A 14,441-nucleotide genomic window follows, 5' to 3' on the forward strand; every position below is an offset into this window, starting at 1 on the left:
CAGCGGCGGTCATGCCCGCCAGCGGGCGGCGAAATCGGCGGCCAGCGCCGTCGCCCCCTCCTCGCTCAGCGCGACGTGAGACGCAAGCGCCGGAGGCCCCGGCCAGCCCGCATCCTTGAACGTCTGGCCCGCGTACGTCCGCTCGCCGTCGTAGCGGGGCAGGACGTGGAAATGGACGTCGGGATCGACCATCATCAGCATCAGGTAGTTGATGCGTTCGTAGGCCACAGTGTGGCGGAGCAGGCGCTCGATGCCGTCCACAGCCAGCTTCATGTCCGCGAACGCAGTGGCAGGCAGGTCGGAGAACGCCGTCGCCTCATCCTTGCAAACCAGGACGAGCGCGCCAAAGGTGGGCTGTTGCGGCCGGACCAGCACCAGCCAGTGCGCGGTCTCGGCGACCAGGGTGTGGGGGTAGCCGAACTTGCGGGCCGTCGGGTTCGTCACGACTTATCCATGCCAGATGAGCGGCGAGGCCGCGCGAAAGATCATAGGGAGCCGGTCCTGAGCATGAAAGGCCGAACGGCCGCAATCGCCGCCGCTGCAGGATTGCTGGCGGCTGGTCCGGCCCTGGCCGACCAGGGCTGCGCGGGAACGCGTACCCCGAGCTCCTCCAAGCTGACGGTGCAGGTTGCCGGCGTTCGGCCGGCGGTCGGAGAGGTGGCGATCACGGTCTATCCCGACGACAAGCGCCGATTCCTGGCCAAGGGCGGCAAGTGGGCGCGTCAGCGCATACGGGCGGCCGCGACCGTGCGCGCCTGCTTCTGGGCGCCCCAGGGCAGCTACGCCGTGGCCGTCTATCACGACCGCGACGGCGACCGGGACTTCGATCGCACGCTCGTCGGCCTGCCGGCCGAGGGGTTCGGCTTCTCGAACGATCCTGACACCCGGACCGGCCTGCCGCCGCTCTCCGCGGTCCGGTTCCGCGTGGGTCCGGGCGAGCGGCTGGTGCCGATCCAGATGAAGTACCTGCGCTAGCACAGCACGAAGCTTCCCAGCGTCTCGACGGCCAGCGCGGACGTGACGCCGCGCGCGGTGACCTCGGTCCGGAAGCCCCCGTCGCTTCGTGCGATGGCGATCTCGTTCCAGCGGGCGGGTTGGCCGCGCCCGCCGGCCGGGGTGGAAGCCGCGGGGACCGCCAGGATCGGGATGGCGCCGCGCGGACCCGGCGTCGACGTCATCAGCGCTTCGTGGGCATGGCCGTGAAGGACCAACTCGGCGCCTGTTTCGGCCAGCATAGCCCGCAACGCCACCGCATCGGTCAGGGCCTTGCGGCCCGCGACGACGCCCCGCGCCACGGGATGATGAAGCAGGACCACCCGGTAGAGGCCGCGCTCGCCGCTTTCGCGCAGCAGCCGGCCGGCCGCCTCGATCTGCGCCTGGCCGAGCGTGCCTTGCGCCAGGTGCAGGGCCGTGGGCACGGCGGACGACAGGTTCACCAGCGCCACCGGCCGGCGGACGCGCAGGTGCGGGAATCCGGCCTCGCCGCCGTCGGACAGCCAGGGTTTCCAGGGCTCGAACCCTCTAGGCGCGCCCGCGGCGCTGAGGGCGTCGTGGTTCCCCGGGCTGACGGTGATGCGGTCGGGCGGGCCCAGGGCCTCCAGCCAGTCGCGCGCGGCGGCGAATTCCTCGGGCGTCGCAAAGTTGATGACGTCGCCGGTTATGACCACATGGTCCGGCGCGCGCGCCGCGACGTCGGCCGCGACGGCGTCGAGCACGGCTCGGAGGTGCCTGTGCTGCTTGCGCCGCCAGGCGAACCGGCTCAGCAGCCGCTTGGAGGCGGCGTCACGCCAGCGGAAGGGCAGGGGCGGCGGCGGGAGCTGCAGGTCCGAGAGGTGGGCGAGGCGGAAGGTGGTCACGAGCTTTCCTAACGGAACGGCGCTCGGTATCAGGTTCCACTGATTTGCGTGAGAGGCGCGCGAGCTTTTGCAGACCATGGCTGAGACGGCCGCCGCGCCGGCTGGGATGATCCTGGGTGCGGGCGAGGTCCGCATATGGGGGATGACGGCGCGCGAGCGGCTGCGCCGGACCTTCGTGCGGGCGAAGCTGAACGTCGTCGAGACCGCGCCGGCCTCGGGCGGCGTGGTGCTGGCGCTGGGCGGCTGGGTCTACGACGAATCCCTGTTGGCCACGCTGGCGAAACGTCCGGGCTCCGTGCTGGTGACCGACGCGGGCGAGGCGGTGGCCGCTCACGTGCCGGCCGAGCGGGCCGCCGAGGCCGCCGCGGCGCTGGAGAGGGGTGCCGACCCCGGTGGGCTGCAGCGCCTGTCGCTGGCCGAGCTCGCCTACAACGAGGCGCTGCGCAAGCGCGAGCCGCCGGTGCTGGTGCGGCTAACCCCGGACAACGTCCGCGCGGTGGAGGCCCGCACCTTCGCCGGCTCGTACAAGGGCGTGACCGACGTGGTCACCAAGTACTGGTGGCCCGTGCCGGCCCGGATCGTCACCCGCTGGTGCGCCATCGCGGGCCTGAAGCCGAACCATGTGACCTTTGCGGGCTTCCTGCTGGTCCTGGCGGCCTTCTGGCTCTTCTGGGAGGGGCAGTTCGGCTGGGGCTTGGTCTGCGCCTGGATCATGACCTTTCTCGACACCGTCGACGGCAAGCTGGCGCGGGTGACCCTGACCTCGTCGGCCATCGGCAACGTCTTTGACCACGGCATCGACCTCATCCACCCGCCGTTCTGGTGGTGGGCCTGGTACGTCGGCTGCTTCCAGGTTGGCCTGCCGCCGCCCTGGGCCGAGCTGTCGCTGGCGGTGATCCTGGCGGGCTATGTGCTGCAGCGCGTGGAGGAGGGGATCTTCATGCGCCTGTTCGGCTTCCACGTTCACGCCTGGCGGCCGTTCGACAGCTTCTTCCGCCTGATCACGGCCCGGCGGAACCCGAATCTGCTGATCCTGACGCCGGCTTGGCTCTTGGGCTATCCGCAGATCGGCTTCTTCCTGGTGGCCGTCTGGACCGGCCTGTGCCTGATCGTCCACGGCGCCCAGGTGGTCCAGGCCATGGCCATGCCGCGCGAACGCGTGGTCTCCTGGCTGTCGCGGTGATCCGCGCCGGCCTCATCTGGAACCGCTACAGCCACCGCAACCGCGGCGGCGGCGGCGCACCGCCTTGCCTGCCCGACGATGTGCTGGACATCGTTCCGGAGGAGCCCAGCCACCTGCTGGCCGGCCTGCGCCGCTTCGCGGCCACGGGCGTCGAACTGGTGGTCATCGACGGCGGCGACGGGACGGTGCGCGAGGTGCTGACGCGCCTGCCCGAAGCGTTCGAGGGCCGCCTGCCGCGTCTGGCGGTGCTGCCGAACGGCAAGACCAACGCCCTGGCGCTGGATATCGAGACGCCGCTCGGCACGACCCTGGAGCAGATCCTCGCCGCCTGCCAGGCCGGCCGGCCGACCAAGCGGCGCCAGTGCCTGGAAGTGGTCCGCGCGGGCCAGACGGCGCCTGAGCGGCGCGGCTTCCTGCTGGGCGTCGGCGCCTTCGTGCGGGCGACCAAGCTGGCGCAGAAGAACCATGGGCGTGGATTCGTCGACGACGCCGCCGTGGGGATCACCATGGCCGGGGCGCTGGTGCGCACGGTCCTGGGCGGCGCTGGCGACCGCTGGCGGCGCGGGGAGACAGCCAGCCTGTCGATCGCGCCGACGCCGGACGGGCGGCGCTGGTTCCTGGTCATGGCCTCGACGCTCAAACGGTTCCCGCTGGGCCTGAAACCCTACGGCGAGCCGCGGGAGGGGCTGAAGGTGCTGTCGGTGGAGGCGCCGCCAAAGCGGCTGCTGCGCGCCCTGCCGGTGATCGTCCGGGGTGAGGACGCCCCCTGGCTGGAGTCCTGCGGCTACCGGCGTCATGACGTGGACAGCTTCGACCTGTCCTTCGATGGCGACTTCGTCCTGGACGGTGAGCCGTACAAGGGCGGCGATCTCACGGTGCGCCAGGGCCCGGCGCTGGAGTTCGTGATCCCGTGACGGGAGAGCTCGCCCGGCGCATCGAGGCCGAGTTGGCGTCGACGGCGCCCGAGGCGGTGGTCGAACTGGCGCGGGCGCTGGCCGATCCGGCGCGGGACGCGGCGATCCTCTACTATGGCTCGACCCTGCGGACGGGCGATCTGTCCGGCATCCTCGATTTCTACCGGCTGACCCGGCGGCCGCATCGCCGCGGGTTCCACGGCCTGGTCGAGCGGGTGATCTGGCCCGAGGTCAGCTACCACGAGGTCCAGGTCGGCGGCCGGCTGCTGCGCGCCAAGGTGGCGACCCTGCCGCTGGCGACCTTCCTGCGGGCGGCGGAGGGGCGGACGCTGGACACCACCATCTGGGCCCGGTTCGTCCAGCCGGCGCAGCGCGTATGGAGCGCAGACGCCGAAGCGGCGGAGGCTGCGGCCCTGGCCGTCACGGCCGCGGCGGTGACGGCGGCCCGCTACGCCGCCGCGCTGGGGCCGGACGCCGGGCCGGCCGACGCCTTCTGGCGAGCGCTGTTCCGGCGCACCTATGCGGCGGAGTTCCGGGTGGAGGGCGTCGGGCGCGCGGACACCGTGATGGCGGCTGGCGGCGACCGCTACGCCGAAATCCTGTCGCTAGCCTGGGACGAGGGTGGCGTCCGGTATGTGGCTGAGGGCGGGACGCTGCGGCCGATGAAGCGCGGCCTGCCGGCCTGGACGCTGCCGGACCTGATGGGCAAGCCGCTGAATGTGGCGCGGATCCTGAAGGCGGCCTTCACCTTCGACGGCGCGGCGCGGTATGCGGCCTACAAGGTCGAGCGGCATACCGGCATCGAGCTTTCGATCACGCCTTTCCGCGAGCGCCACCCGTTCCTGGCGGCGCCCGGCGCATGGCTTGAACTCAGGCGGCGTCAGGCCGAGGCGCGGCGCGCGCGCTGAAGCAGGCCGTACTCGAGGCCCAGGCGCTCGAAGATGTCGAGCACGGCGTCAATCTGCTCAGATGTGTGGGCGGCGCTGACGCTGGAACGCAGCAGCGACTTGTTCTCGGGCGTGGCCGGCGGAATCGCCAGGTTCAGGTAGACGCCGTTGGCCAGCAGGGCGTTCCACATCATCACGGCCGTGGCCTGGTCGGGCATCACGACGGCGGTGATGGGGCTGGCGTGGGGACCCACGGCATAGCCCATGTCGCGCAGGCCTTCGTAGAGGCGGTCGGCGTTGGCCGCGAGCTGGGCGCGCAGGCTGGAATCCTCTTCCAGACGCTTGAGCGCGGTCAGGGTCGAGGCGATCACGGCCGGGGGCAGCGAAGCCGTGAACATGTAGGGCCGGCTGACGATGCGCAGCAGGTCGAAATTGTCCTCGTCGGAGACCAGGAAGCCGCCCACCGCGCCCAGGCTCTTGGAGAAGGTGCCGACGATGAAGTCGACGTCGTCCTCGACGCCGGCCGCCTCGGCCAGGCCGCGGCCCTTCTCGCCCAGCACGCCCATCGAGTGGGCCTCGTCCACCAGCAGGTAGGCGCCTGCTTCCTTCTTGATCGCGACCATCTCCTTGAGGGGCGCCACGTCGCCGATCATGGAGTAGATGCCTTCGACCACGATCAGGCTGCCCTTGGCGGCGTCGCCCATGCGGCGCAGACGCTTGGCCAGATCCTCGGGGTCGTTGTGGCGGAAGCGGATGACCTCGGCGCCGGACAGCTTGGCGGCGTCATAGATCGAGGCGTGACTGTCGGCGTCCAGGATCAGGTGATCCCCGCGGCCGACCAGGCCGGAGATGCCGCCCAGGTTCGCCTGGTAGCCGGTCGTGAAGACCATGGCGTGCTTGCGGCCGTAGAACTTGGCCAGCGCCGTCTCCAGCGCCGTGTGGCCGGCGAAGGTGCCGTTGGCGAAGCGCGAGCCGGTGGTGCCGGTGCCCCACTGGCGCACGGCGTCGGCCGACGCCTCGATACAGGCCGGATCGAACGTCAGGCCCAGATAGTTGTTCGTGCCGAGAAGGATCACCTTCCGGCCGTCCAGCATGCCTTCGGTGGGCGACAGGACGGCGTCGAATCGGACGGCGGACGGATCGGCGCCCGCCGCGCGGATGCCATCCAACGGGGCGCGATAGCCCAGGTGCTTGTCGAGCAGCGACATCCTTAAGCCTTCACCCGCAGCTTGTTGATCAATTCAGAAAGGTCGCCGACCGTCTGCACCGTCGCCAGACGATCCAGGGGAATCGAGAGGTCGAAGCGATCCTCAAGCTCCATGACGATGTTCATCAGCGCAAGCGAATCCACTGCGAGGTCGCGGGCGATGTCCGTCTCGGGCGTGACCTGAACGCTTCGGCCCAGGACCGTCTCGGCCGCTCGCGCGACCTCGCGGACGGTCAAATCCGTCGCCAGTTCCACCATAGACGAGCCCCCCATCGGCTCTCACTGCTTTACGCCAAACGCGTACCTAAGCCTCTCCGCCGGGTTTTTCCACCCGTGCGGGGAAAGCGGGTCACAAAACCGCAGCTAATGTTTCATCCATGCCGCGCTGCGGTACCACGCGACCGTAGCCGAAAACCCAGCTTCCAGGTCGTATATTGCGCGCGGCAGCCCCTCTGAGCGTTCCCCGGGCGAAACTGCCCAATCGGGATGCAGCAATTCCCGCACCTTCGCCGAGGTCAACATCGGCGTGCGGCGCAGAAGCACTGTGAAATCATTCGTGATCCCGATGGCATGGATCAGAGCCTTCGGAACCGGCGCAAACCGCGGCGTGCGGTCGCAGGCGCGGGCCGCCGCGGCCATCAGTTCGCGCCAGGAATAGCCGTCCGGCCGCTCGTCGCACAGGACGACGGGGGCGGGGACTGGCGCACCCGCGGCCAATGCGGCGGTCTGACGGGCGGCGTCCTCGACATGGATCATCGCCACGCGGCCGGTCTTGCTGAGGACGGGAAGCACCGGGCTGGCGGCGGCGGCCCGGAACACCGGCAGCAGCTCCCGGTCGCCAGGTCCATAGATGGCGCAGGGCCTCGCAATCGTCAGCCGATCCTGGAGCACCTGGGCCATCGCCTCCTCGCCCGCCCGCTTGCTGGCTCCGTAGTGCGAGAGGCGTGGCTCGCGAGCCGTGAGGCTTGAGATCAGCACCACGTGCGGCGATTCGGCGGCGGCCTCGGCCACACGCCGCGCGCCGGCCACGTTCACGGCGTCGAACGCCGCCCGGCTCTGCGCCTTCACCAGCCCGGCGCCATGGATCACGACGTCCGCGCCGCTGCAGAGCCGGGTGAGGGCCGTGCGGTCACCGAGATCTCCCACCACCACTTCGGGCGTGGCCTCGCGCCAAAGCGGGTCGATCGGGTCCCGCCGCGCGAGGATGCGGACGCGCCAGCCGTCCGTGGCCAGCGCCCGGACCACCTGGCGGCCCAGAAAGCCGGTCGCGCCGGTGACCGCGGCCAGTCGCCCCTCGGCGCTTGCCTGGCTCAGGCCGGCTCCTGCTGCTTGAACGCGCCGCTCAGGAACAGGGCGCGGGCCTTGGATCGGCTGAGCTTGCCGGACGAGGTCTGGGGCAGGGTGTTGTGGCCGATCAGCTCCACCCGGGCCTCGACGCCGTGCCGGGCGCGTAGGAGGGCGGCCACATCGTCGACGAGCGTGCTGCGGAGCGCCGGATCGCTGGTGCGCGTCTGGACCAGCACGACCAGCTGCTCGCCGGCGTCCTCGTCGATCGAAAACGCGGCGACGTCGCCGCTGCGCAGCCGCTCGATCTCGGACTCCGCAGTCCATTCCAGATCCTGCGGCCACACGTTGCGGCCGTTCAACAGGATGAGGTCCTTGGCCCGCCCGGTGGGCACGATCTGGCCCTCGGCGAGGTAGCCCAGGTCGCCCGTGTCGAGCCAGCCGTCGGGGCTCAGCACGGCGGCGGTCGCCTGTGGATCGCCGTAGTACTCGCGCATCAGGCTGGGGCCGCGCACGAAGATGCGGCCGACCTTGCGTTCAGGCAGGGCGTTGCCGTCTTCGTCGCGCACCTCGAGGTCGTGGCCACTGAAGATGCGCCCGCAGCGGACGAAGGCGCGCGACCGCGGCCCGCCACCGCCGGCGACCTCGCCGTCCTTCTCCATCCGGTCCACGTCGACCATGTCGAAGATCAGCCCCTGGCCGAGGGGCGACATCGACAGGCCCAGCGTCGCCTCGGCCATGCCATAGCTGGCCACGAAGGCCGTCGCCGAGAATCCGGCCGTCGCATAGCGCTCGGCGAAGGCGGTCAGCGGGCCTGGCCGAACCATGTCGCCGCCGCAGCCGGCGACCCGCCAGCCCTTGAGATCCAGGCCCTCGCGGGCGCCGTCCCCTCGCTTGGCGCAGAGCTCATAGCCGAAGCTGGGGCTGTACGAGATGGTGCCGCCGTTCTTCGAGATCAGGTCCAGCCACAGCAGCGGCCGGCGCACGAAGGCGCCCGTCGGCATCAGGTCGATGGACATCTGCGCGGACAGGGGCATCAGCAGGAACCCGACCAGGCCCATGTCGTGGTAGAGCGGCAACCAGGAGACCGCGCGGTCGTGCGGCGTGACCTGCAGGCCTTCGCGGGTCGAGGCCAGGGCGTTGGCCATCAGGGCGCGGTGGGTGCAGAGCACGCCCGTGGGGTTGCGCGTGCTGCCCGAGGAGAACTGCACGTAGCTCGGATCGTCCGGCGTCGGCGCCGGCAGCTCCCACGCCTGCGCCTCGGGCAGGTCCCCGACGCGCATGGCGATCTCGACGCCCGCCGTTTCCGCGGCCTCCTGCAGCCAGGGCAGCAGGCTCTCGGGTCCGAAGACGGCCGCTGCGCTCGCCGAGGCCAGCATGCGGCCGATCTGCTGGACATAGGCGTCGCGGCCCCCCAGCGGGGCGGGAAGCGGCAGTGGCGCGGGGGTGACGCGCGCGTATTGGCAGGCGAAGAAGGCGACGACGAAGTCCACGTCCGTCTCGGCCACCAGGCCGATGCGGTCGTTCGGCTTCAGGCCCGCGGCCAGGAAGCGGGCGGCCATGGCCCGGGCGCGGTCGCGCAGCGTCGCGTAGGGGATGGCCTCGATCAGTTCGCCGCGCAGGCCATAGAGGTTGATCCCGGTCGGACCCTGGGCCGCGAAATCGAGCGCCTCCGTCAGGGTCGCGAAGCCGTCCGCGTGAAACGGACGGTCCGGAGCGGTAGGGGTAGCAGTCAAACGTCGCCTTTCAGACTTTCGGGTTCCGGCGTGGGCGTGGCCGCCTTTCGCCGAGTCCCGTTCTCTCGCAGGATGAACCACAGCATGCCGAGGGCAAGGGCGCCTGCCGCCGCAGCCAGTCCGGCGCCCGCGCCTATAAGGCCGAACCGCGTCACGAGGAAGGGCAGGGCGGCGAGGAAGGCCGCGCTGACCGCCAGTCTGACCCGCACCGCGGCCCCCGGCTTGCCCAGCGAGATCAGCATCGGTTCGAGCGGCAGGGCGAAGACGCCGATCACCGCAGCCCCCACCTGCCAGTTCATGACCTCCGCCGCCGGCGCGAACGCCTTGCCCATCACGAGGGTCAGCAGGGCGGGGCCTGCGAGCGTGCTCGCGCCCAGGATGACTAGAGCCACCCCGCCGGCCAAAAGGCCGACGTTGCGCGCCAGTCGCCACATCGCGTGATGGTGGTCGTCGGCCCGCAGCCGCGCCAGTTCGGGATAGAGGGCGGGCGTCAGCAGCTTGGCGGGCTTGGCCAGGGCGTCGGCGACCTGGCGGCCGATCCGCCAGAACGCCGCCTGAGAGGGACCGACCAGCGCGCCGACGATCAACGTCGCCACGTGGGTGAAAGCCACGTCCAGCGTACTGGCGAGGTTGGTGTTCCAGGCGAAGCGCCAGGCGCCCGGCATCCCCGTGGCCAGCGGCCCGCGCCAGGAGAAGTCCTGCAGCAGGCCGCGCTTCTTCAATTCGGCGACTGCCGATCCGGCCAGGTAGAGCCAACTGCCGACCGTGGCGACCGCCGCCGCGAGCAGGAAGCCCTCCATCGAAGCGCCGAGCGCGAGGGCGACCACGCCGCCGACCGCGCGGATCAGCGAGATCAGGCCGGCTTGCCAGGCCAGGACGTCGAAGCGGTCGAACAACCGCAGCAGCCCCAGAGGCGTCGCTGAGACCATGAAGGCGATCGAGACCATGTAGAGCGCGGCGGCCGGCGCTTCGCCCGGCCCCCAGCCGAGCGCGCCTGCGAACGCGAAGGCGCCGACGACGCCCACGGCGACCCCCAGGATCGTGCTGGCCACGTCGAGGAGGAGGGTGAACCGTAGGACGTGCTGGAAGTCGGCGACCCGGCCCTCGGCCAGCGGCCGCGCGCCATAGTGCAGGATGGTCTGCCAGGACTGGAACTTGACCACCTCGCCGAGGAACTGGCCGAACGCCTGGATCAGGACGAAGACGCCCAGGTCGGCGGCGCCCAGCGCCCGGCCGGCGATGGCCATGAAGGCGAGGCCGAGGATCGCGTTCACGGTCCGGCCGCCCAGCAGGAGGCCCGCGTTGGCCACCACACGCTTCAGGATCGGCCGGACGCCGGCGATCTGTTCCGCCTGGGAAGCGCTCATACGCGGAATCGAACTCCTTGGGTGGCCGTCCCGGGACGGCGCGCTTCAACTAGCCCCTACCATGCCCCCGCGCAAAGCTCCGCGCGACCCGCGGGCGCAGGGCGGACGCCTCCGAACCGGGCGCTGGACCGTAGGATTTGTGGCGGAGCTGCTTGTCGCGGGCTGCGCGCGCGTCATTCTACGCGACGGGTGTTCAGGAGCGGGGTTAAGTCGATGCGCAGGTGGTTCGCGGGACTGGCCACAGCGGCGATGGTGTCGGCGGCGCAACCGGCCAGCGCCGAAATCCGGGCGCTGATCGTGACGGTCGCCCAGTACACGGCCCCGATTCCGTCGCTGGAGGGCCCGCCCAACGACGCGGCGGCCCTGAAGTCGGTGCTTGAGGCCCAGGGCGCCAAGGACATCGTCTCGCTGAGCGACGCGCAGGCGACGCGCGCCTCGATCCGGGCCCAACTGCAGGCCCTGGGCCAGAGGGCGAAGCCGGGGGACTGGGTGATCTTCTACTACGCAGGCCATGGCTCGCAGGCGAAGTCCCGTGACCCCACCGAGGCCGACGGCATGGACGAGTTCCTGGCGCTGGGCGGGTTTCGGGTCGCCAAGCCGGATCCGAACCAGTTCGTCCTCGACAATGACCTGCGCGGTTGGCTGATCAACTTCTTCCCGACCTCGGTCAACGTGCTGCAGATCGCCGACGCGTGTCACTCGGGCACGATGAACCGCAGCCTGGTCGCCGCGACCCCGTTCAAGCGGCGCTCGGCCCTGGACAATCCCATGGCGATCTCGCTGCCGCCCAGCCCCGCCGACCCGATGGCGGTGGCGCCGGCCGGTGTGGATCCGCCGAACCTCGTCTATGTGGGCGCCGCCCAGGACAACCAGTTCGCCCTGGAAGGCCCGCTGCCGCGCGGCGACTCGCCGCCTCGCGGCCTGCTGACCTACGCCCTGGAGGGCGCGCTCAAGGACCGCCGGCCCAACGGCCGCCTGGCCGCCGATGCGGACGACGATGGCAAACTCTCGCTGGCCGAGCTCACCTCCAGCCTGGAGAGCCGCACGCGCGAACTCTCCAGCACCCAGCAGTGGTCCAGCGCCGCCGTGCCGCCGCGCAACGAGCGCAGCGTGATCTTCCAGCCGCTGAAACCGCCGCCGCCGGACGAGCGCCCGATCGAGGTGAAGCCCGCGGACGAACAGGCCGCCGACCTCCTGGGCGGTAAGGGACCCTGGGCGTCGATCCCGCGCGGGACCCCTGACCTGACCTGGAACGCCAAGGAGGGCTGGGTCACCGACAGTCGCGGCGACCGTGTGGCCGAGAACCTGACCAGCGCCGAGCAGCTCTCGGGCGTGATCATGAAGCGGCGGGCCATCAGCCAGCTCGCCGCCTCGGCCAACGAGCGGCAGCTGAAGGTCGACATCGGTCCCCGGCCAAAGGGCCAGCTCTACAAGAAGGGCGAGAGCGTCGACCTGGCCGTCACCCACAGGGGCGGCGAGGCGTGGTTGACGGCGTTCAACCTCGCCGGCGACGGCACGGTGCAGATGCTGTTCCCGCTGGAGGGCGACGGCGACGGGCGCATGGTGGCGGGCCAGACGCGGGTGGTGATGGCGCGGACCAAGGCGGTTCCGCCGTTCGGGGTCGACAATGTGGTGGCCATCGCGACGCCCACGGAGCCCAAGGTGCTGCGCGCCGCCCTGAAGCGCATCGACGGCAAGCGCGACGCCATGGTGGCCGCGGGCCTCGTGCGCGACGAGCTGGACGCCGCCAAGGGTCAGGCGGCCATGGCGCTCGGCGAGCTCTACACCGGCCCCTGAAGGCTCAGGGCTTGCTCTGCTGCGCGACGTAGGCGTCCAGGGCCGCCTTGGCCTGGGTGGCGCAGCCGCCGGACTGCACCGAGAGGATCTCGTCCAAGGTGGTCAGGGTCGACGGGTCGGGACAGACGCCCGAGCGCCGGGCTCCGAACGTACGGCCTGTCGGCGCCGGCTCCACCAGCACCTTCAGCGCCGCCAGCCGCGCTGCGTCGCCCTGTCCGCCGGCACGGGGCGCGACCGCGCCGCCCGGCCCGCCGCGCAGGGTGGCGACCGAGCCGCTGGCCGACATCAGGGTCGCGACCTGGCCCTCGCCCAGGGCCAGCCGCTGGCCCGCGCTGAGCTCCAGACCCGGCCTCACCGCGGGATCGGTCGACTTGACGACGACGAAGTCGGCGGCTTGGGCCACGCCGGCGAGGCCGGCGGCGAGCATGAAGCCCAGGATCGTCTTGCGCATGAACCGCTCCTAGCACCCCCCGACGCTGCGGGAGTGATCCCGCCTCGCGCGAATGCGGTCAAGGGCATGCGCCCTATGCGGGAGCTTTTGCCCAGCGAACGCCCGTCGGCCAAGGCGGGGGTGCGGCCCGCGGCGCGCGTTCTTTTCGAAGGGGCGAAGACGCGCCTTGCCAACGGCGCGATTTTGCGTATTTTCCGCGCCCTCGCCGCCGGCCCCCTGGGGTGTTCGGGGCACGGCGGGTGCATAGCTCAGTTGGTAGAGCAGCTGACTCTTAATCAGCGGGTCGTAGGTTCGAATCCTACTGCACCCACCACCTTCCTCCCGGAATGATGGTGATCGTCGCGAAACGCTTGCGTCCGCGAGCGGACCTGCGCGCGCGGCTCCGCTGCACTGTTGAAGCAAGTCGCCCATCCCGCTACCAGCGGCGCGCGGGGCGAGGAGTTGCAGACGAATGGACGGCGGGGCGGTCGACTTCGAATATCTCGAAAGCTTCATGGCCGGCGACATGCAGATCGTCACCGAGGTGTTGGGCCTGTTCCAGGGCCAGGCCGAGGGCTGGCAGGCGCGGCTCGAGGCTCCTGCGACCCCCGACTGGCGGGACCTGGCGCATACCATCAAGGGGGCGGCTCGCGGCATCGGCGCGGCAGCGCTGGGCGACGTGGCGGGCCGTGCCGAGCGGAGCGACCCCTCGATGGCCCCCGAGCTTAAGCGCGCGCTGGCCGATACGCTGGCCGAGATCGAGGGCTATCTTACCCGCATCGGGGGCGGCTGAGCGGTCGGAACCGGCTCTATCCGTTCGTCGTCGATCAAGACGCAACGCGGAGGACGGCACATGCGTGACGACACGATCCTGGTGGAGAACGTCAATCACCCCGGGCGCACGAGCCCGGTGAACCGGGTGAAGTACGAGGCGATACGCGGGGCGCTGATGGCGATCCTGCCTGCCGCCGAGCCCGGTCTGTCGCAGGCCGAGATGACCGCGGCGGTGAAGCCGCATCTGCCGGACGAACTGTTTCCGGGCGGCCAGACCGCCGGCTGGTGGGTCAAGGCCGTGCAACTCGACCTGGAGGCCAAGGGCGTCCTGGCGCGCCATGGCAAGCCGCTGCGCTGGCGTCGGGTCTAAGGGACCAGCACCCGGTCCGAATAGGTCTCGATCAGCAGGGCGAACGGCCGGCCGTCCGGCGTCTGGAGATAGGCCCGGTGCTGGAGCACGTTGGCGGGAATGGCCACCGGCGCATCGAGACCGGCGGGATCGACGGCCTCCCATCCCCGCGGCAGGGGGTTGAACAGCAGGCGAGCCGAAAGGGTCCGTCGCTGGAACGCCAGCGGCCGCACGACCACGCCGAAGGGCCGCTGCGTAGATTCCAGGTCGATGTTCATCTGCGCCGTCAGCCGGCTGGGCAGGTACCAGTTATCGGCGCGGGACAGGACGACGTCGCCGCACATCAGCTCGACCCTCCGGTGGCGGACCGGCTCGTTGGCAGCCGCGCCCAGCTGGCGGCGGGCGGCGTTGGCGGCGGCCAGGTTGTCGGGCGCTTCCACCTGCCGGGCCAGGATCTTCGGCGCCTCTGGATCGCGGCGATTGCAGAGGTCCTGCAGCACGGCCGTGGCGCTGTCCTGGCTCAGCAGGTCCGCGTTGAGCGTCTGGAGCTGGGCCTGCAGGCGCAGGCGCTGGATGTAGTCCGCTTGCGAGCCTTCCGCCGCCGCGCCGCCGGGCGCGAGCGAGGCCGCGGCCAGAACCGCCGCCACGAGACCTCCT

General features: G+C 71.0%; 16 protein-coding genes and 1 tRNA gene. 8 read left to right on the forward strand and 9 right to left on the reverse strand.

Translation table 11 applies throughout. The features are described from left to right. Positions 1-9: 9 nt before the first annotated feature. Positions 10-444: an HIT family protein gene (locus AX721_RS05110; protein ID WP_068874945.1), complete on the reverse strand. Its 435-nt coding sequence runs from the start codon at positions 442-444 to the stop codon at positions 10-12. Between the two features lie 63 nt (positions 445-507). Here AX721_RS05110 and AX721_RS05115 point away from each other — a divergent pair, with 63 nt between their 5' ends. After that, positions 508-975 carry a DUF2141 domain-containing protein gene (locus tag AX721_RS05115; RefSeq protein ID WP_068874946.1) on the forward strand — a complete coding sequence of 156 codons (468 nt, stop codon included), beginning with the start codon at positions 508-510 and terminating at the stop codon, positions 973-975. On the opposite strand, the gene AX721_RS05120 is transcribed toward AX721_RS05115, so the two are convergent. Continuing rightward, a complete protein-coding gene (locus AX721_RS05120; RefSeq protein WP_068874947.1) occupies positions 972-1,856 on the reverse strand; it encodes a metallophosphoesterase in 885 nt (294 codons plus the stop codon). The genes AX721_RS05115 and AX721_RS05120 overlap by 4 nt on opposite strands. Before the next feature lie 76 nt (positions 1,857-1,932). Here AX721_RS05120 and AX721_RS05125 point away from each other — a divergent pair, with 76 nt between their 5' ends. From AX721_RS05125 to AX721_RS05135, 3 genes are read left to right on the forward strand one after another with little or no spacing between them, the layout of a single operon-like run. Continuing rightward, positions 1,933-3,039 carry a CDP-alcohol phosphatidyltransferase family protein gene (locus AX721_RS05125; RefSeq protein ID WP_068874974.1) on the forward strand — a complete coding sequence of 369 codons (1,107 nt, stop codon included), beginning with the start codon at positions 1,933-1,935 and terminating at the stop codon, positions 3,037-3,039. Continuing rightward, positions 3,036-3,953 (forward strand): diacylglycerol kinase family protein, encoded by a 918-nt coding sequence (locus tag AX721_RS05130; RefSeq protein ID WP_068874948.1) that lies wholly within the window; start codon positions 3,036-3,038, stop codon positions 3,951-3,953. The genes AX721_RS05125 and AX721_RS05130 overlap by 4 nt, the downstream gene beginning before the upstream one ends. Further along, the gene (locus AX721_RS05135) at positions 3,950-4,861 is read left to right on the forward strand and encodes a hypothetical protein (protein ID WP_068874949.1); all 912 of its coding nucleotides are present in this window, start codon (positions 3,950-3,952) and stop codon (positions 4,859-4,861) included. The genes AX721_RS05130 and AX721_RS05135 overlap by 4 nt, the downstream gene beginning before the upstream one ends. On the opposite strand, the gene AX721_RS05140 is transcribed toward AX721_RS05135, so the two are convergent. From AX721_RS05140 to AX721_RS05160, 5 genes are all read right to left on the reverse strand, one after another. After that, positions 4,834-6,048, reverse strand: coding sequence for a pyridoxal phosphate-dependent aminotransferase family protein (locus AX721_RS05140; RefSeq protein ID WP_068874950.1), 1,215 nt, complete (start codon positions 6,046-6,048; stop codon positions 4,834-4,836). The two genes, AX721_RS05135 and AX721_RS05140, sit on opposite strands and share 28 nt — an antisense overlap. 2 nt (positions 6,049-6,050) lie before the next feature. Further along, complete coding sequence (locus AX721_RS05145) at positions 6,051-6,302, reverse strand: acyl carrier protein (protein ID WP_068874975.1); 252 nt, start codon at positions 6,300-6,302, stop codon at positions 6,051-6,053. 108 nt (positions 6,303-6,410) lie between these two features. Further along, complete coding sequence (locus AX721_RS05150) at positions 6,411-7,361, reverse strand: NAD(P)-dependent oxidoreductase (RefSeq protein WP_156467020.1); 951 nt, start codon at positions 7,359-7,361, stop codon at positions 6,411-6,413. Continuing rightward, entirely contained in the window at positions 7,358-9,067 is a 1,710-nt protein-coding gene (locus tag AX721_RS05155; RefSeq protein WP_068874951.1) for a fatty acyl-AMP ligase, read from the reverse strand. Before AX721_RS05155 ends, AX721_RS05150 begins: the two co-directional genes overlap by 4 nt. Further along, positions 9,064-10,434: a lipopolysaccharide biosynthesis protein gene (locus AX721_RS05160; protein ID WP_068874952.1), complete on the reverse strand. Its 1,371-nt coding sequence runs from the start codon at positions 10,432-10,434 to the stop codon at positions 9,064-9,066. The genes AX721_RS05155 and AX721_RS05160 overlap by 4 nt, the downstream gene beginning before the upstream one ends. Before the next feature lie 213 nt (positions 10,435-10,647). Between AX721_RS05160 and AX721_RS05165 the strand changes: the two genes are divergently transcribed. Then, on the forward strand, positions 10,648-12,231 hold the full coding sequence (locus tag AX721_RS05165; protein WP_068874953.1) for a caspase family protein: 1,584 nt from the start codon (positions 10,648-10,650) through the stop codon (positions 12,229-12,231). A gap of 4 nt (positions 12,232-12,235) precedes the next feature. On the opposite strand, the gene AX721_RS05170 is transcribed toward AX721_RS05165, so the two are convergent. Beyond that, positions 12,236-12,682: a hypothetical protein gene (locus tag AX721_RS05170; RefSeq protein ID WP_068874954.1), complete on the reverse strand. Its 447-nt coding sequence runs from the start codon at positions 12,680-12,682 to the stop codon at positions 12,236-12,238. 237 nt (positions 12,683-12,919) lie between these two features. Between AX721_RS05170 and AX721_RS05175 the strand changes: the two genes are divergently transcribed. From AX721_RS05175 to AX721_RS05185, 3 genes are all read left to right on the forward strand, one after another. Then, positions 12,920-12,995, forward strand: a tRNA-Lys gene (locus AX721_RS05175). A gap of 138 nt (positions 12,996-13,133) precedes the next feature. After that, positions 13,134-13,454 carry an Hpt domain-containing protein gene (locus AX721_RS05180; protein WP_068874955.1) on the forward strand — a complete coding sequence of 107 codons (321 nt, stop codon included), beginning with the start codon at positions 13,134-13,136 and terminating at the stop codon, positions 13,452-13,454. Between the two features lie 60 nt (positions 13,455-13,514). Continuing rightward, positions 13,515-13,805 (forward strand): hypothetical protein, encoded by a 291-nt coding sequence (locus AX721_RS05185; RefSeq protein WP_068874956.1) that lies wholly within the window; start codon positions 13,515-13,517, stop codon positions 13,803-13,805. Here the strand turns inward: AX721_RS05185 and AX721_RS05190 are convergent. Continuing rightward, entirely contained in the window at positions 13,802-14,431 is a 630-nt protein-coding gene (locus AX721_RS05190; RefSeq protein WP_197422473.1) for a hypothetical protein, read from the reverse strand. The genes AX721_RS05185 and AX721_RS05190 overlap by 4 nt on opposite strands. Positions 14,432-14,441: the final 10 nt, after the last annotated feature.

The sequence above is a fragment of the Phenylobacterium sp. CCH9-H3 genome (genome assembly GCF_001557235.1).
Taxonomy (GTDB): domain Bacteria; phylum Pseudomonadota; class Alphaproteobacteria; order Caulobacterales; family Caulobacteraceae; genus Phenylobacterium.

What these genes read in the sequence shown, in the direction of transcription:
- AX721_RS05170 (WP_068874954.1), bottom strand. Translation starts at nt 12,682, where the DNA reads ATGCGCAAGACGATCCTGGGCTTCATGCTCGCCGCCGGCCTCGCCGGC.
- AX721_RS05160 (WP_068874952.1), bottom strand. Translation starts at nt 10,434, where the DNA reads ATGAGCGCTTCCCAGGCGGAACAGATCGCCGGCGTCCGGCCGATCCTG.
- AX721_RS05140 (WP_068874950.1), bottom strand. Translation starts at nt 6,048, where the DNA reads ATGTCGCTGCTCGACAAGCACCTGGGCTATCGCGCCCCGTTGGATGGC.
- AX721_RS05180 (WP_068874955.1), top strand. Translation starts at nt 13,134, where the DNA reads ATGGACGGCGGGGCGGTCGACTTCGAATATCTCGAAAGCTTCATGGCC.
- AX721_RS05115 (WP_068874946.1), top strand. Translation starts at nt 508, where the DNA reads ATGAAAGGCCGAACGGCCGCAATCGCCGCCGCTGCAGGATTGCTGGCG.
- AX721_RS05165 (WP_068874953.1), top strand. Translation starts at nt 10,648, where the DNA reads ATGCGCAGGTGGTTCGCGGGACTGGCCACAGCGGCGATGGTGTCGGCG.
- AX721_RS05125 (WP_068874974.1), top strand. Translation starts at nt 1,933, where the DNA reads ATGGCTGAGACGGCCGCCGCGCCGGCTGGGATGATCCTGGGTGCGGGC.
- AX721_RS05185 (WP_068874956.1), top strand. Translation starts at nt 13,515, where the DNA reads ATGCGTGACGACACGATCCTGGTGGAGAACGTCAATCACCCCGGGCGC.